This is a genomic window from Thauera sp. 28 (assembly GCF_000310145.2).
In the GTDB taxonomy this organism is placed as follows: Bacteria; Pseudomonadota; Gammaproteobacteria; order Burkholderiales; family Rhodocyclaceae; genus Thauera; species Thauera mechernichensis.
On sequence record NZ_AMXA01000006.1, the window covers coordinates 133,901 to 154,799 of the forward strand.

Annotated in this window: 24 protein-coding genes and 2 tRNA genes; 11 read left to right on the forward strand and 15 right to left on the reverse strand. The window is 65.1% G+C overall.

Annotated features, from left to right (window positions below; translation table 11 throughout):
* Window positions 1-68 precede the first annotated feature (68 nt).
* Window positions 69-144 (reverse strand) — tRNA-Thr (locus C662_RS07085).
* A 110-nt stretch (window positions 145-254) separates the two neighbouring features.
* Here C662_RS07085 and C662_RS20430 point away from each other — a divergent pair.
* A complete protein-coding gene (locus tag C662_RS20430; RefSeq protein WP_198291742.1) occupies window positions 255-413 on the forward strand; it encodes a hypothetical protein in 159 nt (52 codons plus the stop codon).
* 15 nt (window positions 414-428) lie between these two features.
* Here the strand turns inward: C662_RS20430 and C662_RS07090 are convergent, their stop codons facing one another.
* Window positions 429-857 (reverse strand): ProQ/FINO family protein, encoded by a 429-nt coding sequence (locus tag C662_RS07090; RefSeq protein ID WP_002926635.1) that lies wholly within the window; start codon window positions 855-857, stop codon window positions 429-431.
* A 240-nt stretch (window positions 858-1,097) separates the two neighbouring features.
* On the opposite strand from C662_RS07090, the gene C662_RS07095 reads away from it, so the two are divergent.
* Complete coding sequence (locus C662_RS07095) at window positions 1,098-1,433, forward strand: hypothetical protein (protein ID WP_002926637.1); 336 nt, start codon at window positions 1,098-1,100, stop codon at window positions 1,431-1,433.
* Between the two features lie 129 nt (window positions 1,434-1,562).
* Window positions 1,563-3,422 carry a GGDEF domain-containing protein gene (locus C662_RS07100; RefSeq protein WP_002926639.1) on the forward strand — a complete coding sequence of 620 codons (1,860 nt, stop codon included), beginning with the start codon at window positions 1,563-1,565 and terminating at the stop codon, window positions 3,420-3,422.
* Window positions 3,423-3,485: 63 nt separating this feature from the next.
* On the opposite strand, the gene C662_RS07105 is transcribed toward C662_RS07100, so the two are convergent.
* On the reverse strand, window positions 3,486-3,857 hold the full coding sequence (locus C662_RS07105) for an H-NS family nucleoid-associated regulatory protein (RefSeq protein ID WP_002926641.1): 372 nt from the start codon (window positions 3,855-3,857) through the stop codon (window positions 3,486-3,488).
* A gap of 195 nt (window positions 3,858-4,052) precedes the next feature.
* Here C662_RS07105 and C662_RS07110 point away from each other — a divergent pair, with 195 nt between their 5' ends.
* The gene (locus C662_RS07110) at window positions 4,053-4,880 is read left to right on the forward strand and encodes an AraC family transcriptional regulator (RefSeq protein ID WP_002926642.1); all 828 of its coding nucleotides are present in this window, start codon (window positions 4,053-4,055) and stop codon (window positions 4,878-4,880) included.
* An 82-nt stretch (window positions 4,881-4,962) separates the two neighbouring features.
* Complete coding sequence (locus tag C662_RS07115; protein WP_002926645.1) at window positions 4,963-5,931, forward strand: DMT family transporter; 969 nt, start codon at window positions 4,963-4,965, stop codon at window positions 5,929-5,931.
* 72 nt (window positions 5,932-6,003) lie between these two features.
* Here the strand turns inward: C662_RS07115 and C662_RS07120 are convergent, their stop codons facing one another.
* The 4 genes from C662_RS07120 to C662_RS07135 form a co-directional block, all read right to left on the reverse strand.
* Window positions 6,004-6,333, reverse strand: a complete 330-nt coding sequence (locus C662_RS07120) for a DUF5710 domain-containing protein (RefSeq protein WP_002926647.1) — start codon at window positions 6,331-6,333, stop codon at window positions 6,004-6,006.
* An 84-nt stretch (window positions 6,334-6,417) separates the two neighbouring features.
* A complete protein-coding gene (locus tag C662_RS07125; protein ID WP_157354471.1) occupies window positions 6,418-6,753 on the reverse strand; it encodes a hypothetical protein in 336 nt (111 codons plus the stop codon).
* Window positions 6,754-6,881: 128 nt separating this feature from the next.
* Entirely contained in the window at window positions 6,882-8,120 is a 1,239-nt protein-coding gene (gene tyrS, locus C662_RS07130) for a tyrosine--tRNA ligase (RefSeq protein WP_002926649.1), read from the reverse strand.
* A 306-nt stretch (window positions 8,121-8,426) separates the two neighbouring features.
* Window positions 8,427-9,047: a 3'-5' exonuclease gene (locus C662_RS07135; protein ID WP_002926650.1), complete on the reverse strand. Its 621-nt coding sequence runs from the start codon at window positions 9,045-9,047 to the stop codon at window positions 8,427-8,429.
* 213 nt (window positions 9,048-9,260) lie between these two features.
* On the opposite strand from C662_RS07135, the gene C662_RS07140 reads away from it, so the two are divergent.
* The 5 genes from C662_RS07140 (at window position 9,261) to thpD (ending at window position 14,142) form a co-directional block, all read left to right on the forward strand.
* The gene (locus C662_RS07140; RefSeq protein WP_002926654.1) at window positions 9,261-10,145 is read left to right on the forward strand and encodes a pirin family protein; all 885 of its coding nucleotides are present in this window, start codon (window positions 9,261-9,263) and stop codon (window positions 10,143-10,145) included.
* A 496-nt stretch (window positions 10,146-10,641) separates the two neighbouring features.
* The gene (ectA, locus tag C662_RS07145; protein ID WP_002926656.1) at window positions 10,642-11,274 is read left to right on the forward strand and encodes a diaminobutyrate acetyltransferase; all 633 of its coding nucleotides are present in this window, start codon (window positions 10,642-10,644) and stop codon (window positions 11,272-11,274) included.
* A 102-nt stretch (window positions 11,275-11,376) separates the two neighbouring features.
* On the forward strand, window positions 11,377-12,660 hold the full coding sequence (gene ectB, locus C662_RS07150; protein WP_002926658.1) for a diaminobutyrate--2-oxoglutarate transaminase: 1,284 nt from the start codon (window positions 11,377-11,379) through the stop codon (window positions 12,658-12,660).
* Window positions 12,661-12,743: 83 nt separating this feature from the next.
* A complete protein-coding gene (locus C662_RS07155; RefSeq protein WP_002926660.1) occupies window positions 12,744-13,133 on the forward strand; it encodes an ectoine synthase in 390 nt (129 codons plus the stop codon).
* A gap of 16 nt (window positions 13,134-13,149) precedes the next feature.
* Window positions 13,150-14,142, forward strand: a complete 993-nt coding sequence (gene thpD, locus C662_RS07160) for an ectoine hydroxylase (RefSeq protein WP_232433231.1) — start codon at window positions 13,150-13,152, stop codon at window positions 14,140-14,142.
* 136 nt (window positions 14,143-14,278) lie between these two features.
* Here thpD and arfB read toward each other — a convergent pair whose 3' ends face one another.
* The 4 genes from arfB to C662_RS07180 form a co-directional block, all read right to left on the reverse strand.
* A complete protein-coding gene (gene arfB / locus C662_RS07165) occupies window positions 14,279-14,683 on the reverse strand; it encodes an alternative ribosome rescue aminoacyl-tRNA hydrolase ArfB (protein WP_002926664.1) in 405 nt (134 codons plus the stop codon).
* The gene (locus C662_RS07170) at window positions 14,680-14,937 is read right to left on the reverse strand and encodes a hypothetical protein (protein WP_002926668.1); all 258 of its coding nucleotides are present in this window, start codon (window positions 14,935-14,937) and stop codon (window positions 14,680-14,682) included. Before C662_RS07170 ends, arfB begins: the two co-directional genes overlap by 4 nt.
* A gap of 367 nt (window positions 14,938-15,304) precedes the next feature.
* Window positions 15,305-15,730, reverse strand: coding sequence for a type II toxin-antitoxin system VapC family toxin (locus C662_RS07175; RefSeq protein ID WP_002926670.1), 426 nt, complete (start codon window positions 15,728-15,730; stop codon window positions 15,305-15,307).
* Window positions 15,730-15,942 carry a FitA-like ribbon-helix-helix domain-containing protein gene (locus C662_RS07180; RefSeq protein WP_002926672.1) on the reverse strand — a complete coding sequence of 71 codons (213 nt, stop codon included), beginning with the start codon at window positions 15,940-15,942 and terminating at the stop codon, window positions 15,730-15,732. The genes C662_RS07175 and C662_RS07180 overlap by 1 nt, the downstream gene beginning before the upstream one ends.
* A 233-nt stretch (window positions 15,943-16,175) precedes the next feature.
* On the opposite strand from C662_RS07180, the gene C662_RS07185 reads away from it, so the two are divergent.
* Window positions 16,176-17,534 carry an IS1182 family transposase gene (locus C662_RS07185; protein ID WP_002926673.1) on the forward strand — a complete coding sequence of 453 codons (1,359 nt, stop codon included), beginning with the start codon at window positions 16,176-16,178 and terminating at the stop codon, window positions 17,532-17,534.
* A 248-nt stretch (window positions 17,535-17,782) separates the two neighbouring features.
* Here C662_RS07185 and ltrA read toward each other — a convergent pair whose 3' ends face one another.
* The 4 genes from ltrA to C662_RS07205 all read right to left on the reverse strand — a co-directional run bounded on the left by ltrA (window position 17,783) and on the right by C662_RS07205 (window position 20,899).
* Window positions 17,783-19,135, reverse strand: coding sequence for a group II intron reverse transcriptase/maturase (gene ltrA / locus C662_RS07190; RefSeq protein WP_232433232.1), 1,353 nt, complete (start codon window positions 19,133-19,135; stop codon window positions 17,783-17,785).
* A 141-nt stretch (window positions 19,136-19,276) separates the two neighbouring features.
* Window positions 19,277-19,420 (reverse strand): hypothetical protein, encoded by a 144-nt coding sequence (locus C662_RS20435; RefSeq protein ID WP_198291883.1) that lies wholly within the window; start codon window positions 19,418-19,420, stop codon window positions 19,277-19,279.
* A gap of 172 nt (window positions 19,421-19,592) precedes the next feature.
* Window positions 19,593-19,668, reverse strand: a tRNA-Ala gene (locus tag C662_RS07200).
* 109 nt (window positions 19,669-19,777) lie between these two features.
* Complete coding sequence (locus C662_RS07205; protein WP_002926679.1) at window positions 19,778-20,899, reverse strand: L-threonylcarbamoyladenylate synthase; 1,122 nt, start codon at window positions 20,897-20,899, stop codon at window positions 19,778-19,780.

Consider the following 20,899-nt stretch of genomic DNA (forward strand, 5'->3'; position numbering starts at 1 on the left):
GCGGGAAAGTCAAAGTTTTTTGCACTGCAAAACTTCTGACCGTGTAAGCCGCGACTGCAGGAAAGACTTGGTGCCGGCAATAGGAATCGAACCCACGACCTTCTGATTACAAATCAGCTGCTCTACCAACTGAGCTATGCCGGCAACGGACGCGGATTATAGCCCAAGCGCAGCCGCAACGCTGCTGTTGGGCGCTTGCGCCAATAACTGTTTAAATATACAGTCCTCAAAACAAACAACGAGGAGCATGGATCATGGCAACGATTGGTACGCGCGCACTCTTGGCCCTCGGCTTGATCTCGGGACTGATGATCGGCACTGGTCACATCGGCGGCGGGCTCGCCGTGTCGGTTGCGGCGACTGCGGCGGCCTGGCTCGCACGAGCTGGCACTGCCGACCACGACCCAGGCTAGGCCTGGGCGGCACACTCAACGGCCAAACTTGCTCATCAGTTGCTGCAGCTTTTCCTGTTTGCGCCGCTCAGCCTCCTCAGCCTCGCGCTTCTCGCGCTGCTGCTTGGCAACCGCCGCAAACCGCTCCTTGAGCAATTGCGCAGCGTGCGCGCGCTGCTCGTCGGTGACCTCGCCCGCCGGGTTGCCATCCAGATCGAAGCGCTGTGCGCTGCGCTCAACCGCCTTGAGGTAACGCGTCGAGGCCGTATGCATCCTCAACGCGACACGCAGCACCTTGCGTTCGAACTCAGGGAAACGCTCGAGAATCGCGTTGTCAATGCGCAGCGCGAGCGGCTTGCAGTCACGAAATGCGGCACACTCCGCCTCGAGGCGCTTGATCATCGCACGTGGCTCGATGCCGGGCTTCGCTTGGGCGGGCGTGGCGTCCAGCCCGGTCTCGGGCATCGTGGTGGCGGGGGGTGTTTGCGCAGAAGTCATCAGCTTGAGAACTCGGAATAAGCGGCACGCGTCTATACACGCGTGCAGGTAAGCGGAGCGGAGTGAGCCGACGTCAGGCCCGCTTCACACCGCAAAGCTTGCATTCTAACGCGTCGCGATTGAAGCAGTCCGCCCGCCCGCTGCATCGACCTGCCCCTGCGACGCATTTGCAACAGCTGGACCACCATCACCGCGAGGACCACCATCATGACGCTCAAGCGCTGGAAACGGTTGCCCGGCTCGCAGACTGCCCCTGCCGGCGTAGAGCGCGCCATACTGCGCCGGCTACCCATGGTTACGCTTGCCGGAACGATGGGCTGTATCGCCGCATCCCTGCTGGCCAGGCTGTTGTGGTGGGGTGACACCAGCATCGAAACCGCCCGTGCCTTGCAGATGATCGACATCTGGGTGATCGCGGCAGTCGTGCTGCACTGGACGGTCATGCTCACCCTAGCCATTGGGTGCACCATCGTCTTCGTCATGAAGGGACCGGCGTATATCGCAGACCGATACGACCTTCCAGACGAGAACCACCCACGCTGAGGCCCCGAAACACAGGAAACAGACAAAAGCCTGCTCGCGCTCGAAAGAGGCTCACCACCAGCTCGCTCGTGATATCCGGGCGAGCCTATAATCGGGCTGCATCCTTGCGCAGCTCAGGCCCTCCTCGACATGACCACGAATGGCAACCCGTCCGAAATCGCCCGTGAGACTCTACGCCAGCTGGCGATGCGGCGCGTTGCTCCGACGCCAGACAACTACCGCAAGCTCTATCACGAAATCGCAGGCACCAGCACCTCGGAGGATGCCCCCCCCGAGTCCGATCTGCGCAGGATCGCCCGTCGCCTCCCACGGGATACGCCAGAACGCCAGCGACATCTGCGCCAGCTCGATCAGGCGCTCGCGGAGAATGACGCCAAGGCGGCAGACGCGGCCCTGGAGCGCTACCTGGACGGCCTGAAGCAGTCCGAGCAACCGGCCTGGAACGAGGTCATCGCAAATCTGGTCCGCCAGTGGGAAGCGCGCCAGAACGGCTGGACGACTGCACGCAAGCGCGAGGCCCTGGACCGGGTACTCAACGCCTCGGACGCCGCCACGCTTTACAGCCGCCTGCAGGGGCTTCTGCGCGGCTGGACCCAGGCCGGAACCGACTCCGACGCTGACAGCATGCACGGCACTCAGGACGCGTTTGCCCAGGAGCGCCCCTCGGCTCGCCCCCTCGCATCAATCCCAGCGGCGAACGCACCATATCCGCTCGAGCAGGCGGACCCCGTATCGGCCCACGACGAGTCCAGACATGGACACCTGGACGCTGTACGCGAGTTGCTCGAGCTGAGCCTGCACCAGGCCATCCCCGCCCTGCTGACCGAACACGCCGATCTGGCCGCCGAGGCGAGATCGATCGCATCAGAACTCGGCGAACAGCTCGATACCCCAGCACTCACCCAACTGCGCGACCGTCTGCGCAAGCTCACGCACGAGATCGAGATCACCGCCGCCGACGACGCCGAAGTGCGCAGCGGCCTGCTCGAATTGCTCCGCCTGCTCCTTCGCAACATCGACGACCTCGTCCTCGACGACACCTGGCTCAGCGGCCAGGTCGAGATGCTGCGCGAGATCACCGAGAGCAAACCCGACGCCCGCAAGATAGACGACGCAGGACAGCGTCTGCGCGAACTGATCTCCAAGCAAGGCCAGCTCAAGAGCAACCTGGTTGCCAGCCAACGCCACCTGCGCGACATGCTGGCGGGCTTCGTCGACCAGCTGGCGCGCTTCTCCGAGAGCACAGGCACCTACCACGACCGCATCGGCACCTGCGCCCAACGCATCGCCCAAGCTGGCAGTATCGCGGAGATCGGCCCCTTGCTCGACGAGGTCATGCAGGAAACCCGCAGCATGCAGGACGAGGCGCGCCGATCACGCAGCGAACTGCTCGCCGCACGCGAGGAGGCCAGCGCCGCACAGGCGCGTATCACCGCCCTGCAGGCCGAACTCGATGAGTCGAGCCGGCTCATGCGCCACGACCAGCTCACCGGTGCCCTCAACCGCCGAGGCCTGGACGAGATGTTCCAGAAGGAGGCCGCACGGGCAGTGCGCCGTGGCACGCGACTAGCCGTGGCCCTGCTCGACATCGATCACTTCAAGAAGCTCAATGACAGCCTCGGCCACAAGGTAGGCGACGACGCCCTCGTCCACCTGTCGCGCATCGTCAGACAGCACCTGCGCCCGCAGGACGTGCTCGCGCGCTTCGGCGGCGAGGAGTTCGTCATCCTGCTCCCGGAAACCTCGGACGATGAGGCCTATCAGGCGCTCGTGCGCCTGCAGCGCGAACTGACGCGGGAGTTCTTCATGGCCGACCACCAGAAGGTCGTCATCACTTTCAGCGCCGGCGTGACCCCGCTCTTGCCGGGAGAAGCATTCGAGGTCGCGCTCGATCGCGCCGACGGCGCCATGTACCAAGCCAAGCAGGCAGGTCGCAATCGCGTCGTGGTAGCGCCGGCGCCCACCGAAAAAGAAATCACGGGGAGTTGAGCGCGTACCCGCCGGGTCGCCTCAGCGCCCCTGCCCCAGCTCCTCTACCTCAGCACCATTAGTTCAGAACTTTCGTCTCAGCCGGCTGCGCAGCAGCTGCTCGGCCGCGTTCTCCATCGCACTCCAGGATCCGCCATGCGCGAGATAGGCCGTTACCCACTCCGGCGCCGCGCCCTCGCCGGACCAGCACAGGGAACGACTGGCCGGATGCACATAGCGAATCGTCACCTCTTCGGCGACGCTGGCTGGCTGTGCGGGTGAAGCAAGCGCCTCGGCCCCCTGGGTCGGCTCGGGCGGCACGACAGGCTCAGGCACGACCTCCACGACGGCTTCATCGCACCGGGCACGCTCCTCGCGAACCGAGATCTCATTGCAGACCTCGACAAGCATGGCCTCCAACTCTTGCAGGGAGTGCTCGGTCAGGTCGATCGACATTGGAAAGCTCTTCGGAAGACGGGGTCGCCATCATACTCGGCGCACCCCGTTCTCGGGCAGTGGGTTACCGCGCCCAATCGCATCGGACCCCGCAGCAGTCAGCCGCGGCCCACCGCGCCACCATCCACCCCCCCCCGCAAACACGGGGCATGCGGCTAGACTTCAGGCCCGTGCCTCCCGGCCCTGACGACTCCCATGCAAGGCGTCCCCGAACACTTCGAACACATCACCGACAAGGCCGAGTTCCGCCGTCCACCGGGCAGAGCGGGCATCGAGCTGTATCGCGCCCATATCGTTCGCCACCACTTCGACGCCCATACCCATGAGGCGTATGGCTTCGGCGTCATCGAGCATGGGGTCGAGCGCTTTCGTCTCGCCGGCTCGGATCACCTCGCGGCTCCCGGCTCCATTGTGCTGATGAACCCCGACGCACTGCACACGGGCCGCGCCGAGACCGAGCAGGGTTGGGCCTACAGCATGATCTACATCGATCCGGACCTTCTAACGCGAGCAAGCGGCGACACGCAGTGGTGGTTCTCGAGTGCCGTCGTGGACGACGACCCTGTACGCGCGCGTCGCCTCACCGCACTGCTTCATGCACTGTGGCGGGAGGCCGACCCGCTCGCCATCGACAGCCTGCTGCTGCTGCTCGTACGCGAGCTGCAGCCCCATGCCCGCTCACCTGCGCCGGCGCGCGCCGAAAAAGCCCACTGCTTCAACCGCGTCATCGACTACATGCGCGCGCATCTGGGCGAGCGCATAACGCTCGAGGCGCTCGCAAGCGTCGCCGGACTCAGCCCTTTTCATTTCCTGCGCTGCTTCCGGGATCAGCACCATGTCACCCCGCAGCAGATGTTGATGGCACTCCGCCTGTTCGAGGCCAAGCAAGGCCTGGCTGCCGGCAAAGCACCTGCCGAGGTGGCGGCTGACGTCGGCCTCGCCGATCAGGCCCACCTGACACGCGCCTTCGCGCGCCGCTACGGTGTCACCCCCGCACGTTACCAGCGCCAGGTCCGGTCCTGAGCCCCCGGCAGGCGCAAGATGGTACAAGACACGCATCAGGGCGGGCGATGAAACTCCCGCATCGTCATCGGGAGCACGTTTCATGTGGGTGGGTATCGGATTCGCGCTTGCGGCGGGCATGCTTTGGGGTCTGGTGTTCGTCGGCCCACTGCTGTTGCCCGACTATCCGGCGGCCCTGCAGTCGTTCGGGCGCTACCTCGCCTTCGGGCTGATCGCCCTGCCCCTGGCCTGGCTCGACCGCGGCGAACTGGGCCGTCTCCACCGCAGCGACTGGATCGAGGCGCTCAAGCTCGCACTCATCGGCAACCTGCTCTATTACCTGTTTCTTGCAAGTGCCATCCAGCGTGCAGGCGCCCCCCTGCCCACCATGATCATCGGCACCCTGCCGGTGGTCATCGCCATCAGCGCCAACTGGCGCAACCGCGAGCGCGACGGCATGCTGCCCTGGCCGCGGCTTGCGCCAGCGCTCATCCTCATCGCCCTAGGCCTGGCTTGTGTGAATCAAGTGGAAATGTCCGCGCTCACCGCGCAAGGCAGCGACGGCAACACGCGCTACCTGAGCGGCGCCGCGCTTGCCATCGGCGCCGTCGCCTGCTGGACCTGGTACCCGCTGCGTAACGCCGACTGGCTACGTGCGCATCCGGATCGCAACCCGCGCGCTTGGGCAACGGCGCAGGGCCTCGTCACCCTGCCGCTGGCCTTGACCGGATACATCGGCTTCTGGACCTGGCTCATCATCGATGGCAACCCCATGCCCATGCCCTTCGGCCCACGTCCGGAAGTGTTCATTGGCCTGATGGTGAGCATCGGCCTGTTCGCATCCTGGCTCGGCACCCTGTGCTGGAACGAAGCCAGCCAGCGCATGCCGACCGCAGTGGTGGGGCAACTCATCGTCTTCGAGATGCTCGCGGCACTGACCTATGCATTCATCTGGAAGGAGCAGTGGCCGGACGCCCTGACGCTGACCGGCATCGGCCTCGTCCTCGCCGGCGTCCTGTCCGCGCTGCGGATCAAGCCGGTTCGCAGGGTCAGCGGCGAACCGCGGCGGTAGCCATTGATCCACCCCGCGCAAGCGTCTATCGCCGCTGCACGCGTACTCGGCGACGCAACAGCCTTGTCCCGCTCAACGCCCGCGCTGGGGTTCGGGCCACGTCTGCAAGCGGCACTTCTCGCAGTCGTCCCAAGGCAGGCAGTCACACACCCGCGGCAGCGCAACATAGCGGCTGCCTACCTGCACCTTGCCCTCCTGCGTCCGAGATGAAGCCGGATCACGGCGCGGCACAGGCGACGGTGGCGGAGACGATGCGTCGTGGGGCGTCGGCTGCCAGCGCGAGAACGGCGCCACATCGACGCCGTCGCCAAGGTACCAGAGCTTGCGCGCAGCATCCCAGCGCGCGCCCAGCTTCTTCGCCTCGTCCTTCTCTGCGAACGGAACCTTCAGGTTGTGGCGCATGGCGGCATCACTGTATTCATGACAGGGGGCGCATTATAGGCGCGCCGGGCCGGGTATCACTCGTGCATCCAGGCACAGCGCCAGTCACCCCTTTGCCTGCGCGTCCCGGTCCGCCTGGTCGAGATCGGCCTGTGCCTTGGCAGCCAGCAACTCCGCGTCCATCTTGTTCTTGGCGAAGGCGATGGCCGCTCTTCCCACCACGATCATCACCCCGGCAACGAGCACGATCGACAACAAGGAGGCCCGATTGTCCGGGCTAGCCTGCATCGCACCCGCGCCATCCTTGGCCTCTTGCCCATTCTGTTGAACGGGCACCTGCTCGCTTGTCCTTGCCGCGGGCTCCGGCGGGGTCTCTGCCCGGGCAACGCCCGCCGACAGGCAAACCCAAATGCCAAGCACGATGACTGCCACGCGTTTCATAGACGACCTCATTCGCAAACCTCGTTGTTCCCGCATCATGCACCGACCACCGCGTCAGCAACTTGCGACAGCTCAAGCCCGTCCTCAGCGCCGCACGCAACAACCAAGGACAGGCTCGACCCCGTCTGCTAGGCAGACACGACGATACGCAGGTGCTGCTTGCGTCCGGCGGCCAGGCGCCACTCACCTGCGGTCAAGGGCAAAGGCAGGTCCGCATTCATGACCTGGATGCCGTCCAGGCGCAAACCGCCTCCAACCGCCAGTCTCCGGGCAGCACTGCGGGACGGCGTCAGCCCACCCTCCACCGCAAGCTCGGCAAGGGTGAGCCCAGCGCTGACGCGGACCGGATCGACGACCAGGGTAGCGAGCCCGTCGTCGCTTTTACCGCCACCAAAAAGCCCCGCAGCGGTCCTTGCGGCGCGCTCGGCAGCACCATCGCCGTGCGCAAGCCGCGTCGCCTCCGTGGCGAGAAGGACTTTCGCCTCATTCAGTTCTGCACCCTGCAGCCCCCCCAGGCGTCGAACCTCGGTCATGGGGAGCTCGGTGAACAGCGCGAGGAAGCGGCCAACATCGCGGTCATCCACATTGCGCCAGAACTGCCAGAACTCGAACGGTGCCAGCCGGTCAGCGTTGAGCCACACCGCACCCGCGGCGGACTTGCCCATCTTGCGTCCGTCCGCAGTCACCAGCAACGGCATCGTCAGCCCGAACAGTTCGCCTCCGCCTTGCCGCCGTGAGAGCTCTACACCGTTGATGATGTTCGCCCACTGGTCGGCGCCACCGACCTGGATCGTGCAGCCGTAGCGTTCAGCCAACTGAGTGAAGTCGAACGCCTGCAGCAAGGTATAGCCGAACTCCTGGAAGCTCAGCGAATGCGCCAGGCGAGTACGCACCGCGTCGAAGCTCAACAGCCGATTCACGCTGAAATGCCGCCCCACTCGGCCAAGAAAATCCAGGTAGCCGAGCCCATCGAGCCATTCCGTGTTGTCGACCACGAGCGCGCCGTCGGCGCTGTCGTCCATCCGCAAGTACCGGGTGAAGGCCGTGCTGATACCGCGAAAATTGGCCGCAATGGTCGCCGCGTCGAGCATCGGCCGGCTCGTGTCCCTGAAGCTCGGATCGCCGATACGAGTCGTGGCACCGCCCATCAACAGTATTGGCCGATGCCCTGCGCGCTGCATCCAGCGCATCAGCATCAGGCCCTGCAGATGGCCGACGTGCAGGCTGTCTGCGGTACCGTCGAACCCGAGATAGATGCTGCGCGCCCCACTGGCCAGCGTTCTACGCAGGCCGTCGGCGTCGGTGCATTGATGGATGAAACCGCGCTCTTCCAGAAGGTGGAAGACGTCGAAAGTATCGTGATGCATGGGGTCTCCTGATGAGGACGGGGCAAATAGCCCGAGGGAGACCGCCAATCAGCTCAACCAGTCCGCCTCGGGCGGACTGGGCGCGCGCGCCGCTACCGCCGTGGTAAGCGGTAGCCGTAATAACGAACGCGGGAAACGAGATTGCTGCGGAGCATGGCTGCATCGTATCAAGGTTTGCATCGCCTGGGGAGGCGGGCCGAGCAGTCGCGAGGGCTCTTGGCCGCAGCCGCGCGCGCATGCGCCGACCGCTAGGTCATGGCAGCCTGCTCGAGCCGCCCGCTCTCCAGCCAGCGCCAGCACCGCCCGTCAGCCGCTGGCCTTGCCGCGTGCAGCCGCCAGGCATCTAGGCAGTTGCGCCTTCGACGTGCGCTGGATCTGCCGCAGCAGATCGACCGACACCCTTGGCACCTGATGGCGAAGCCGCAGTTCATCCTCCAGCCTAAGCAGCAGGCTCGCCGCCATCTCGGCATCGGCCAGCGCACGGTGGTAACGCCCCGCAACCGGCAAATTGGCGTACTCGACCAGCACGCCCAACTTATGGCTGGGCGCAGCGGGCAGAAGGCGCCGCGACAGCAGTAGCGAGCATACGAAGTCCTGCCCCCTGCTGCGCTCGATGCGCGCCAGCTCCGCATCCCAGAACTTGGCGTCGAACGAGGCGTTGTGGGCGACGATCGGCATGTTGCCGACGAAATCGGACACCTCGCGCATGACCTCGCCCGCCGCCGGCGCGCTGCGGATCATCGCGTTCGTGATGCCGGTCAGCGCCTCGATGTAGGCCGGAATCCGGACTCCCGCGTTCATCAGGCTCTGGTAGCGATCGACCACACGCCCATCCTCCACGATGACCGCTGCGACCTCCGTTGCGCGGTCACCCTGTGCGGGCGACAACCCCGTGGTCTCGAAATCAATCACTGCCACCGCTTCCATGCTCAGCACCTTTTCAGGCCGTGGCGCATGAGGGCATGCGCACCTTGGCGACCGGGCCGGATTATAGGCAGAGTAAGCACTGCCGGAGCTGTCCAGCGCAACCCGCCAAGACAGCACATTGCATCGACTCGCGCATCAGCCAAGCGCCGGCATCACTTCAGCGGTTAGAATTTTCGCCAGCGCTCGGCAGGCTCACCATCAAGGACACCGACCATGAATCCGATCGTCCGCATCCAACCGCGCAGCGCCGACCTCGGCGATGGCATGCTCGTGCGCCGTGCGCTCCCCAATCGCCAGCAGCGCATGGTTGGCGCGTGGTGCTTCCTCGACCACGCCGGCCCCGTGCGGTTCGAGCCCGGCAAGGGCATGCACGTCGGCGCGCACCCGCACATCGGCCTGCAGACCTTCACCTGGCTCATCGAGGGCGAGGTCCTGCACCGCGACAGCCTGGGCAACGAGCAGATCATCCGCCCTGGCCAGGTCAATCTGATGACCGCTGGACATGGCATCGCCCACACCGAGGATTCGCTGCACGACGGCGAGCGGCTGCACGCGGCACAACTGTGGATCGCCCTGCCGCCGGAGCATAAGGATTGCCCGCCCGCCTTCGATCACTACGCCGAACTGCCGCACTGGCGCGAAGACAGCGCAGAACTGACCCTACTCGCCGGCCGCTACGGTGAGCGAACCGCACCGGCGCGCATCCACTCCCCGCTGGTCGGCATCGACATCGCCTGCGACAGCACCAGCAGCATCACGCTCCAACTGGACCCCGGTTTCGAGTACGGCCTGATGCCCCTCGTGGGCGACGCAATGGTCGACGGCGAAACCATCAGCGCCGACGAACTCGCCTACCTCGGCAAGGGACGCAGCGAACTTCAGCTTGCGCTACCCGCAGGCGCTCGGGTGCTGTTCCTGGGGGGCGAGCCGTTCGAGGAACCAGTGCTGATGTGGTGGAATTTTGTGGGCTTCAGCAAGGAAGACATCGCGCAGGCACAGACCGAGTGGGAACAAGGAGCCGTCCGATTCGGAATGATCGGCGACGGCCAGGCACCGCGACTCGTTGCACCGCCCCTGCCGTGGCGAAACGGCGGTTGATCACGCTCGGAATCAGCCGCAGGCACGACACCGCCGACCTCGACGGGCCTCGATCTCGGGTGTCGCTCAAAAATTGGGCAGCGCTCGAATCAGGCCGAGTTTCAAGGGCTCAGCCGGGTTATCCACAACTCCTCCCACAACCCTGTCCCCATCGGCTGGGGACAAGCGCGACAGGCTCGGACGGAGCTTGCGGGCATCACTTGCCACGGACAGGCCGATATTCGAAGCCGACGGCCACCGATTCCATGCTCTGGTCCAACGACTGCATTCGCCCGACATCGCAGGCTTGATGTGAACGGGATGCTCAGGTAAGGTAAAAAAGGATTTGCGCAAATGCACTAAATCCCTCCCGCTGCTCAAGGGGCCGATTGATCGGCCATTCATGCCGTGCAGCGGGCGATCGTTCAACGGCCAATGCGTCGCTTGAGTTTTTTGAGGGCCCTCACTTGGGCCGACCGACCGCGGTGCCCGCCCCAAGGCGCTGACGTGGTCTGACATGTCGCACTTCACCCCGCTGTGGGTGCGGCATGCCACCAGAACAACCCACGACATGAACCGTACCGACACGCCTTCGCCCATCCGCTCCGCCCCCCAATCCCGCATCCGTTTCCGTAGCACGCGCCCGAGCGATGGCACCGCTCTCTGGCAATTCGTCCAGTCCACCGGCACGCTGGAGCCGAATTCGGTCTATTTCTACGTTCTGTTCGCCGCCGACTTCGGCGACACCTGCCTTGTGGCCGAGCAGAACGGCCGCATCGTCGGCGCCGTCATCGGCTTTCATCCGCCGCGCGAGGCCGACACCGCCTTCGTCTGGCAGGTGGGGGTGCTGCCCGAGCAGCGCGGCCAGGGCCTCGGCCTGCAGCTGCTGCAGCAATGGTTGAGCCTGCCGGCCAACGCCCGCTGCTGCTGGGTGACAGCCACGGTAGCGGACGACAACAAGGCCTCGCGTGCCCTGTTCCAACGACTGGCGCGCGAACATGACACCGGCTGCCAGGTGACCCCCCACTTCACCGCCGACCTGTTTCCATCAGGCCACCCCGCCGAGCCGATGCTGCGCGTGGGTCCGATTGCGCGCCATACGCCCGCCCGCGGCGTTCAGTCCCAGCTCGAGAACCCCATTCCGGTCTGACCGGCTTCGTGCCGTACAGGGCACTCGCAGGCGCGAGCGCCCGGATATCGCTCGTCCTATATCGAGCGCAGACCCGCCCATTTCGACCAGAGGAGTTATCTCATGATGAACACATTCGAACAGTACGAATCCGAAGTCCGCGGCTACTGCCGCAGCTTTCCCGCGATGTTCACCAGCGCCAAGGGCGCGTGGATGATAGACGCCGAGGGCCGCCGCTATCTCGACTTCTTCTGCGGCGCGGGCGTGCTGAACTACGGTCACAACCCCGACAAGATCAAGCAGGCCCTGCTGGCCTACCTGATGCGCGACGGCATTACGCACTCGCTGGACATGTACACCGAGGCGAAGCAAGCCTTCATCGCCCGCTTCAACGACGTCATCCTGCAACCGCGGGGCCTGCGCTACAAGTTCCAGTTTCCCGGACCGACCGGCACCAATGCGGTCGAAGCTGCGCTCAAGCTGGCGCGCAAGGTGACCGGACGCGAGCAGGTGGTCGGCTTCACCAATGCCTTCCACGGCATGACGCTGGGCGCGCTGGCGGTGACCGGAAACGGGTTCAAGCGCGCCGGTGCCGGCGTGCCGCTCGGCCACACCGCCTCCGTTCCGTTCGATGGCTATCTTGGCGAAGGCACGGACACGCTCGACTACTTCGAGGCGCTGCTCAAGGACGAGGGCAGCGGGATGGACAAGCCTGCCGCGGTCATCGTTGAGACCGTGCAGGCCGAGGGTGGCGTGAACGTCGCCAGCGTCGAGTGGCTTCAGCGTCTGCGCCGCATCACCGAAGAACATGGCGTTCTGCTCATCGTCGACGACATCCAGGTCGGCTGCGGCCGCACCGGAGCCTTCTTCAGCTTCGAGGAGGCAGGGATCGTGCCTGACATCGTCACGCTGTCCAAGTCCTTGTCGGGCTATGGCCTGCCGCTGGCGCTGGTGCTGATCAAGCCCGAACTCGACCAATGGGCGCCGGGCGAGCACAACGGCACCTTCCGCGGACACAACCCGGCCTTCGTCACCGCCACTGCCGCGCTCAGGTTCTGGCAGGACGGCTTGCTCGCAGAGGATGTGGCACGCAAGGCCGGGCTGGTCGAGAAGCGCCTGACCGACATCGTCGCAAAGCATGCTCCCGGTGCGCGGGTGCGCGGGCGCGGGCTGATCTGGGGCATCGAGTTCGATGACACCCAACTGGCGGCGCGCATCTCGCAGGCGTGCTTCAAGCGCGGGCTGATCATCGAGACTGCGGGCATCGACGACCAGGTGCTCAAGCTGCTCCCAAGCCTGACCATCGCCGAGGAAGAACTGCGCCACGGTCTGGATGTGATCGAAGCCGGCTTGCGCGAAGCCCTGAGCGTCGACAACGCCTCGCCGGCGATCGAAGCCGCGGCCTGAGGCTACCGGCAGCCCTGCCCCCTTCTTTCACCTCCCGCGCCCCGTTAAAAGGCGGGGCGCACCCTACATGCGAGGACACCCCAATGATCGTGAAGCACCTGGACGACGTCATCGGCACAGCCGCTGACGTGGATACCGAAGGCTGGAACAGCCGTCGCCTGATCTACAAGGATGCTGGTGTCGGCTATTCCATCAACGACACCATCATCAAGCCCGGCACCGAGCATGAGTTCGAGTACCGGAACCACTTCGAGACGGTGTACTGCATCGAAGGCGAAGGCGAGATCATCGACCTTGCCACTGGCGTGACCCACGCCATCCGCCCCGGCACCCTGTACTGCCTGAACCAGCACGACCGCCACGTCCTGCGCGCCAACAAGGGCAGCCACATGCGCATGGTGTGCGTGTTCAATCCGCCGCTGACCGGGCGCGAGGTGCATGACCAGACCGGCGCTTACGCGCTCGCCGACTGAGTGGATGGGCAAGGCCATGATGAGCATGACCGGCATGAACGCCGCCCGCCCCGCGCTGACGCGTCCGCGCGCAGATGACCGCTACCCCTCGCGCTTCGACCCCGAGCCGCAGATCGGCCCGCGCCTGGATCCGGTGGCCTACCCGCATGCCACTGCGGGGCCGCTGAACGCCGAAGAGCTGCGTTTCTACGAAGAGAACGGCTATCTGCACTTCGATCAATTGCTCGATGCCGGCGAGGTGCAGGACTGCCTGAATGAGCTTGCGCGCCTGCGCACCGACGAGTCGGTCAAGGGCCGCGATGAAGCGGTGATCGAGCCCGGCAGCCGGGAGTTGCGCTCGATCTTCGCCGTGCATCGCAGCAGCGCAGTGCTCGCACGCCTGGCCAACCATCCCAGGCTGGTTGCGATCGCCGAGCAGCTGCTCGGCAGCAAGGTGTACATCCACCAGTCGCGCGTGAACTACAAGGGCGGCTTTCGGGGCAAGGAATTCTACTGGCATTCCGACTTCGAGACCTGGCACGTGGAGGATGGCATCCCTGCCATGCGCATGGTGAGCTGCTCGATCGCGCTCACGGCCAACACGCCGCACAACGGCCCGCTGATGATCATCCCCGGCTCCCACCATCGCTATGTGCGCTGCGTGGGCGCCACGCCCGAGAACCACTACAAGGCCTCGCTCAGGCAGCAGGACATCGGCGTGCCGGACGAGACCAGCCTGAGTCGGCTGGTCGAGGACTTCGGCATCGTCGCGCCGACCGGCCCAGCGGGCGCGGTCACCTTCTTCGAGTGCAACGTGATGCACGGATCCAGCTCGAACATCACCCCCTTGCCGCGCAGCAACCTGTTCATGGTGTTCAACAGCGTGAACAACACGCCAGTCGCCCCCTTCTGCGGACTGGAGCCACGTCCCAACTTCATCGCCGAACGGGAGGACTTCACCCCCGTGGGGCAAGGGACTGACGGGGGCGACCCCTGCGACGCGGAGGCCAGGGCTCTCACGCCAGCCTGAAGCGCCGCGTTTGCATCGGTGATGCCGAAAAGCAAGCCGGCGTTGGAATTGGCGCGCTCGATGATGGGCGAGTGCGCACGCGTGCTGGACGCTGATTGATGCGGGACACTGACTGAGCCTCGACGGGACAAGCCGATCAGTCGCTCACCCTTCCGCGCGCGGCCTTGATCAACGCCCGCTGCGCCTTCCCCTCCAGCCTGCGGGTGACCGACGCACGCGTCGGCCGGGTCGCACGGCGCGCCTTTGGGGGCGCCGCGACACGCTCGATCAACTCTTCCAGCCGGCGCAGCGCCTCGGTGCGGTTCTTCTCCAGGCTGCGAAACTTCTGCGCCTTGATGATCACCACGCCTTCCTTGCTGATCCGATGGTCGTGCAGGGCGAGCAGTCGCGCGCGGATGTCCTCCGGAAGGCTCGATGCAGTGATGTCGAAGCGCAAATGCACGGCGTTCGACACCTTGTTGACGTTCTGTCCGCCCGCGCCTTGCGCGCGAATCGCGGTGATCTCGATCTCGTCAGGAGAAAGGGGGAAGCGGGAGGTCATCGCTCGGGCAGGATAAGGGCATTCGGAAGGCAGTCGCTGCAGATCCGAAGCATCATGATTCCGATCGGCGACAGGCGCAACGACGCGAACTTAAGCCCGAGGATCTCCGCGTATTCACGCGCCTGCTGCACCCCTGTCTCCGCGGGCAGCCCTGCGGCCTTTGCCTCGACCACGGCAAGCGGAAAATCGCGACAGAAGTACGGCAGGTAGTCGGCCCGCTTCTGTTCGCCTCGCTGCGCCTTGCCGCCCGCCACGACGATGCGGCCGTTGGTGAAGGTCCGCTACTCGCCGATCACATGAGGAGCCGCTCCCCCCAACCCGCCTCGATCAGCCAGGGTGTGACGACTCGCGGCAGGTATCCGCTTCGGCAATCACGCCTGTTCGTACGGACGCCTCTTCCAGCCGTCCGCTGCAGCCAGAAAAGCATTTCTTGGCCAAACAGCACGAAATAAAGCAATTCGTGGCCAAAAGAATCTCGCGGAACCTCAGGCACTTTTTGCCGTTTTCGGCACTCGGTGGCATGAGACACCACTCCCGAAGGTCTGCCGACGAGCAAGGTTCCCGACTCTCGGCGCTCCTGAGGCTAGGCACCGAGGCTAGTGGAACGCGGCCGCTCGCCTCTCAGGTCACCAAGGGCGGGCTAAACGGATTGATGCACCGCACCCCGGTCGACTTGAAGTCTTCCGTGTTGCGCGTAACGACGGTTAGGTCGTAGATGAGGGCGATGGCTGCAATCTGCTTGTCGATGGGATGCTGAGGACTCGGTGAAATCAGTCGGCCCCAGAGCTGAGCACAGTCGAGGTCAAAGCCCAGAATACGGTCTCCATAGTCAGCGACCACCATATCCAGCCAGGCTTCGAGTCGCGCGGCCTGCTCGCGGTCACCGCGGTTACGGATGTTCTCTAGGCCCCGGCGAATCTCACCGATTGTCAGGACCGACAGATAGATGTCCTCCGCGGCCAGGGTGGCGAAAAAGGCGGTCACGCCCGGATTGGCACGCCCACCTTTTCGCAGCTCGCTGATGATGTTGGTGTCGAGCAGGTACATCAGCCCTGCCTGAGGTTGAAGTCTTCATCGGCACCCACGTCCGGCATGCTGGCCAGAACGTCTTTGAAGGTCCGCCGCGCAGGTCGCGCAAGCGCTGCCCGCAGGATTTCCCGATGCTCCGCCTCAGCGCTTCGACCGTGCCGCGCCGCAGCCTCTTTCAAAGCCTGCGCGACCGAAGGTTCGATGTTACGAACGACAAGATTAGTCGCCATCGCGCTCTCCTGATGATTGCAATGCGCGCATTTTAGCGAGCACCGCAATCATTGCAATCACCATCAAGGCCACAGGTTCGTCAGGACGCTGAAATCACTTCAAAACGCGAGGGAAAGAAAATGTAGCCGCACTCCGTGTCCCCGTACGTCACGCTTTAGCTCACCGAACCCATACTAGCAGCCTGTCGGACTACCCCCTGTAAAATGCCCCATCGCCCCCGGATCCTAAGAGCATGAGCCGCTTCCGCCCGATCGACCGCCAGACGGACTACCTGCTGCCGCCCTCGGTACAGGAGTGGCTGCCCGAAACGCACCTGGCGCGCTATGTGGTCGACGTGGTCGAGGCGCTGGACCTGTCGGCGCTGGAGCGGGCGTATGCGGGGCGTGGGAGCGATGCCTACCACCCGGCGATGCTGCTGTCGCTGCTGATCTACGGCTACGCGACGGGGACGCATTCGAGCCGCCGGATCGAGCGGGCGACATACGATTCGCTGGCGTTTCGGTTCATCGCCTGCAACCAGCACCCGGACCACGACACCCTGGCGAGTTTCCGGCGCCGCTTCGGCGAACAGTTCGCCGAGCTCTTCGTGCAAGTGCTGCAGGTCGCACGCGAGAACCAGCTCTCACGCTTTGGCACGGTCAGCCTGGACGGCACCAAGCTGCACGCCAACGCCTCCCGGCACAGTGCGCTGTCTTACGGGCACGCGCAGAAGATCGAAGCGCAGCTCAAAGCCGAGGTGCAGGAGATGCTCAAGCTGGCCGAGGCCGCCGATCAAGGCAATGTGCCTGAGGGGGTGGATTTGCCGGCGGAGATCAAGCGGCGCGAAGACCGTCTGGCGGCCATCGCGACGGCCAAAGCCAAGATCGAGGCCCGCGCGAAGGAACGTTTCGAGCGCGAGCAAGCCGAGTACGAGGCGAAGATGGCCAAGCGCAAGGCCAAGCAGGCGAGCACGGGCAAGAAGCCCGGTGGCAAGCCCCCCAAGCCCCCGCAGACGGGGCCACAGGCCGAGGATCAGATAAATCTGACCGATGAAGACTCGCGCATCATGAAGGTGGCGGGCGGTGGTTTCGAGCAGTGCTACAACGCGCAAGCTGTGGTCGATACCGAATCGATGCTGGTGGTGGCGCCCCACATCACCACCGCCGGTAACGACAAGGAGCAGGTCGCGCCGATGCTCGAGTGCATCCAGGCACTGCCCGATGGGCTCAATCAACCCGCGCGGCTGCTGGCCGACACCGGCTTTTACAGCGAACGCAACGTCCAGCACTGCCACGACGCCGGGGTCGAGCCGCTGATCGCAGTGGGGCGCGATGCGCATCATCCGGATTGGCGCAGCCGCTTCGAGGAGCCCGCACCGCTCGAGACGCCCACCTCCCACGTCGAGCAGATGAAGCACGCCCTCAAGACCCAGACCGGTCGCGCCGCCTACGCGCTGCGCAAACAGACCGTCGAGCCGGTGTTCGGCATCATCAAGTCCGTGATGGGTTTCCGTCAGTTCCTGCTGCGCGGTGTTGGCAACGTGCGCAACGAATGGACGCTGGTCTGCCTCGCGTGGAACTTCAAGCGCATGGCCGTATTGCGTCTGCAGTGAGAAGAAACGACAGGAGCATGGCGATTTCACGCGAAAAAGGCGCTTTCGGCTCTGAAATGCCGATTATTTTTCACATCATGAAAACCCGCCTGCCGGTACGCCGTCCGCCGGCTTCAAGTCCGACAGGCTGCTAGGTAGCTCGGTCATGCGGGCAGCACAATCGGGATAGGGGCGGTCAGCTTACCTGACCGACCCCTCCCACACCACCCGGCATGCGGGTCCGCACCGGGCGGTTCGAGCAGTTGAGGTTATGAGAGCCGGGGTACGCCGAGCCGGTCGAAGTAGGCGATAGGCATGACCCGGTTCAGTCGCATACGGCTGTTACGCCACCAGCACCGACTGTTCGCGGCCACCTTACGGGCATCCGCCTCCGAGGCACCCATCGCTTTCAACTCGCGGTACATCGTCGTTCCCCGACGCCAGTGCTTGAGCTGCACCGCACGCAGCCGGTGACGCAGCCACTCGTCAAGCTCACGGAACACCTTGGGCGTCTGCGCAAGCTGGAAGTACGCCTTCCAGCCCGGCATGTAAGTCCGCAGTCGTTCGGCAATCTCCGGTAGGCTACGCCCACCCGAGCGACGTGTCATTTGTCGGATGCGTTGTTTGAAGGTGTCCAAGGCCTTTCGGGCCACCGCACACTTGATCCGGTCACCTGCGCTGCGCCACAACTCGTAGCCCAGGAACTTGCGACCGGTCGCCGATGCCACTGCCGTCTTGACCTCGTTGACCTTCAGATGGAGTCGTTCGTAGAGCTTGGTCAGGCCCGCCAGCACCCTTTCACCCGCCCGGCGGCTGCGCACATATACGTTGCAGTCGTCCGCGTAACGAACAAAGCGGTGGCCCCGTCGCTCCAGTTCCCGATCCACCTCGTCGAGTAGCACATTGGCCAGCAGCGGCGACAGCGGACCACCTTGCGGCGTCCCCTCGTAGCGCGCCATGACCACACCGCCATCCATGATACCGGCCACAAGGTAACGACGGATCAGCCGTAACACGGCCTTATCGTCAATTCGCCTCGCCAGCCGTTCCATCAGAATGTCGTGATTGACCCGGTCGAAGAACTTCTCCAGATCCACATCGACCACCACCCGGTAACCGTCCTGCACAAACCGCTGTGCATCGAGCACCGCGTCATGCGCACGGCGTCCCGGTCGGAAGCCATAACTATGGTCGGAGAACGTCGGATCAATTCTGCGCTGCAAGACTTGCAGCAGGGCTTGCTGGATCAGCCGATCCGTCACCGTCGGAATCCCCAGTTCGCGCACCCCGCCGTCGGGCTTCGGAATCTGGACGCGGCGCACCGGCAGGGGCCGGTAGCTGCCATCCAGCAAGGACTCCCGAATCCGAGGCCAGTGCGTTCTCAGGTAGTCCGCCGTCCCGGCAATCGACAACCCATCCACCCCAGCACTGCCGCGATTGGATTTGACGCGTTTCCACGCCGCCTCCATGTTCGCGCTCGCGAGCGCCTGCGCAAGCAGGTCCTCTCGCCCCGGGCTTCCAGTTGCATGACGCGCCGTCCGTGCTTCATCACGCACCGCCTTGGGCTCGGCTTCACCTCGCCCTCCCGCGTTGCGCCCCAGCTTCCCAGGCTTCTGATGCACTGCACCTCCGAGCGACACGGCCTTCGGCCCTCCTACTCGTTCGGCCCTTCATCGGGGGGTTCGGTCTCGCCGGCCCAGCCCCAACTACTACGGCCTCTGCTGACTTCTCGCTCCAGCTCAACACCGTCGCCCTTTCAGGCACTAGGCGAGATCTCCCCAGGTAAGAACGCACTCCTTCGCTGCACAACCGCCGAATTTACGCCACTTCGCCTTGATCACGAGAGCTTCGCGGTTCACTGCCCGCTCGCCCTGCTCGGCAGCGCCTTCTATCCGGTTCTTGTTCATCGGCTCGCAGCTTATGCTCCACGCTTCCTTCCCACGCTCGGTCGCCCTCACGCAGTTGCGCTTCACTTCGTTCGCTGTGATCAACTCACGGCGGGACTTGCACCCGCAGGAGTGCGCCCATGCTGGGCGCACAATGAAAACGCCCAACTGAGAACAGTTGGGCGCTGAATTTTGGTGGACCGAAGGAGGATCGAACTCCCGACCTCTGCATTGCGAACGCAGCGCTCTCCCAGCTGAGCTATCGGCCCTAGAAGAGCCGGCATTATAGAGAGCGGACGATCGAAATGGAAGCCCCATCCCTGCTTCCCATGGGGGCTCCACGACCTTTCCGCCGCGACCTGCGGAGCGGGCTCGCGCCTACGTCTCGGCGCCGCCAGAGCCAACTGCCGCGCGGCCAAGGCGGTCGGCGACAGCGCGCCACCCGGGACCGCCGGGCAGCGCCTCGATCAGGATGAAATCGGCGCCGACGGCGTCGAGCGCGCGCAGGCTGGCGTACAGGCCCTGGGCGTAGGCGGCAGGTTCGACCGGCAGGCTGCGCCAGGTCAGGCGGGCATCGCGCGGGTCGAGCGTGGAGTGGGCGAGCACGGCGACGCGACTACCCTCGCCGGCGAGTGCGGCGGCTTCGTCGGCGAGCAGCGCGGGTTCGACCAGGCGCAGCGGGGTGCGCGGAGCGTAGTGGGCGGCGAGCGCGCCAGAGACTCGCGGGGCGGGCTTGGCGGCATCGGCTGAGGCAGGCGCAACCACGTCATTGCCCACGACAGCTACAGCACCTGCACGTTCATGCCCGGCAGCCGTCTCATCGGCCTCCGGTAGGGCCTCACCCCGCACCCGCGGCCGGCGGCCGATGACGCGCGCGATATCCTCGGGGCCGATCGCCCCTGGGCGCAGGATCTCCGGCACATCGCGCGAGAAGTCCAGAATGGTGGATTCGATGCCGACCTCGCAGGCGCCACCGTCTAGGATCATGGCCACACGTTCGCCCAGCTCTTCGCGCACATGTGCCGCGGTGGTCGGACTGATGCGGCCGAAACGGTTGGCGCTGGGCGCAGCCAAACCGCCGTCGAAAGCACGCAGCAGCGCAAGCGCCACAGGGTGCGAGGGTACACGCAGGCCGACCGTGCCCTGACCACCAGTGACCTCATCGGGCACGTCCGGCGAACGCTTGAGGATCAAGGTCAGCGGGCCGGGCCAGAAGGCACGCGCGAGCGCGAGCGCGTCCTTGGGGATCGCGGCAGCCCATTGCGGCAGGTGATCGGCCGAGGGCAGATGCACGATCAGCGGATGATCGGCGGGGCGTCCCTTGGCGGCGAAGATCCTGCCGACGGCCTGCACGTCGAGCGCATCGGCCGCCAGGCCATAGACGGTTTCCGTCGGCATGCCGACGATGTCACCTGCGCGCAGCAGCGCGACAGCCTCGGCAATCGACGCCGCCGTGGCGGACTCGATACGGCCGCGCGGCCCAGCCCCGGACGTGGTCAT

Excerpts from the sequence above, each read along its gene's own strand:
- C662_RS20430 (WP_198291742.1), top strand. The coding sequence starts at position 255 with ATGGCAACGATTGGTACGCGCGCACTCTTGGCCCTCGGCTTGATCTCG.
- C662_RS07090 (WP_002926635.1), bottom strand. The coding sequence starts at position 857 with ATGCCCGAGACCGGGCTGGACGCCACGCCCGCCCAAGCGAAGCCCGGC.
- C662_RS07095 (WP_002926637.1), top strand. The coding sequence starts at position 1,098 with ATGACGCTCAAGCGCTGGAAACGGTTGCCCGGCTCGCAGACTGCCCCT.
- C662_RS07100 (WP_002926639.1), top strand. The coding sequence starts at position 1,563 with ATGACCACGAATGGCAACCCGTCCGAAATCGCCCGTGAGACTCTACGC.
- C662_RS07105 (WP_002926641.1), bottom strand. The coding sequence starts at position 3,857 with ATGTCGATCGACCTGACCGAGCACTCCCTGCAAGAGTTGGAGGCCATG.
- C662_RS07110 (WP_002926642.1), top strand. The coding sequence starts at position 4,053 with ATGCAAGGCGTCCCCGAACACTTCGAACACATCACCGACAAGGCCGAG.
- C662_RS07115 (WP_002926645.1), top strand. The coding sequence starts at position 4,963 with ATGTGGGTGGGTATCGGATTCGCGCTTGCGGCGGGCATGCTTTGGGGT.
- C662_RS07120 (WP_002926647.1), bottom strand. The coding sequence starts at position 6,333 with ATGCGCCACAACCTGAAGGTTCCGTTCGCAGAGAAGGACGAGGCGAAG.
- C662_RS07125 (WP_157354471.1), bottom strand. The coding sequence starts at position 6,753 with ATGAAACGCGTGGCAGTCATCGTGCTTGGCATTTGGGTTTGCCTGTCG.
- tyrS (WP_002926649.1), bottom strand. The coding sequence starts at position 8,120 with ATGCATCACGATACTTTCGACGTCTTCCACCTTCTGGAAGAGCGCGGT.
- C662_RS07135 (WP_002926650.1), bottom strand. The coding sequence starts at position 9,047 with ATGGAAGCGGTGGCAGTGATTGATTTCGAGACCACGGGGTTGTCGCCC.
- C662_RS07140 (WP_002926654.1), top strand. The coding sequence starts at position 9,261 with ATGAATCCGATCGTCCGCATCCAACCGCGCAGCGCCGACCTCGGCGAT.
- ectA (WP_002926656.1), top strand. The coding sequence starts at position 10,642 with ATGTCGCACTTCACCCCGCTGTGGGTGCGGCATGCCACCAGAACAACC.
- ectB (WP_002926658.1), top strand. The coding sequence starts at position 11,377 with ATGATGAACACATTCGAACAGTACGAATCCGAAGTCCGCGGCTACTGC.
- C662_RS07155 (WP_002926660.1), top strand. The coding sequence starts at position 12,744 with ATGATCGTGAAGCACCTGGACGACGTCATCGGCACAGCCGCTGACGTG.
- thpD (WP_232433231.1), top strand. The coding sequence starts at position 13,150 with ATGATGAGCATGACCGGCATGAACGCCGCCCGCCCCGCGCTGACGCGT.
- arfB (WP_002926664.1), bottom strand. The coding sequence starts at position 14,683 with ATGACCTCCCGCTTCCCCCTTTCTCCTGACGAGATCGAGATCACCGCG.
- C662_RS07175 (WP_002926670.1), bottom strand. The coding sequence starts at position 15,730 with ATGTACCTGCTCGACACCAACATCATCAGCGAGCTGCGAAAAGGTGGG.
- C662_RS07180 (WP_002926672.1), bottom strand. The coding sequence starts at position 15,942 with ATGGCGACTAATCTTGTCGTTCGTAACATCGAACCTTCGGTCGCGCAG.
- C662_RS07185 (WP_002926673.1), top strand. The coding sequence starts at position 16,176 with ATGAGCCGCTTCCGCCCGATCGACCGCCAGACGGACTACCTGCTGCCG.
- C662_RS20435 (WP_198291883.1), bottom strand. The coding sequence starts at position 19,420 with ATGAACAAGAACCGGATAGAAGGCGCTGCCGAGCAGGGCGAGCGGGCA.
- C662_RS07205 (WP_002926679.1), bottom strand. The coding sequence starts at position 20,899 with ATGACCACGTCCGGGGCTGGGCCGCGCGGCCGTATCGAGTCCGCCACG.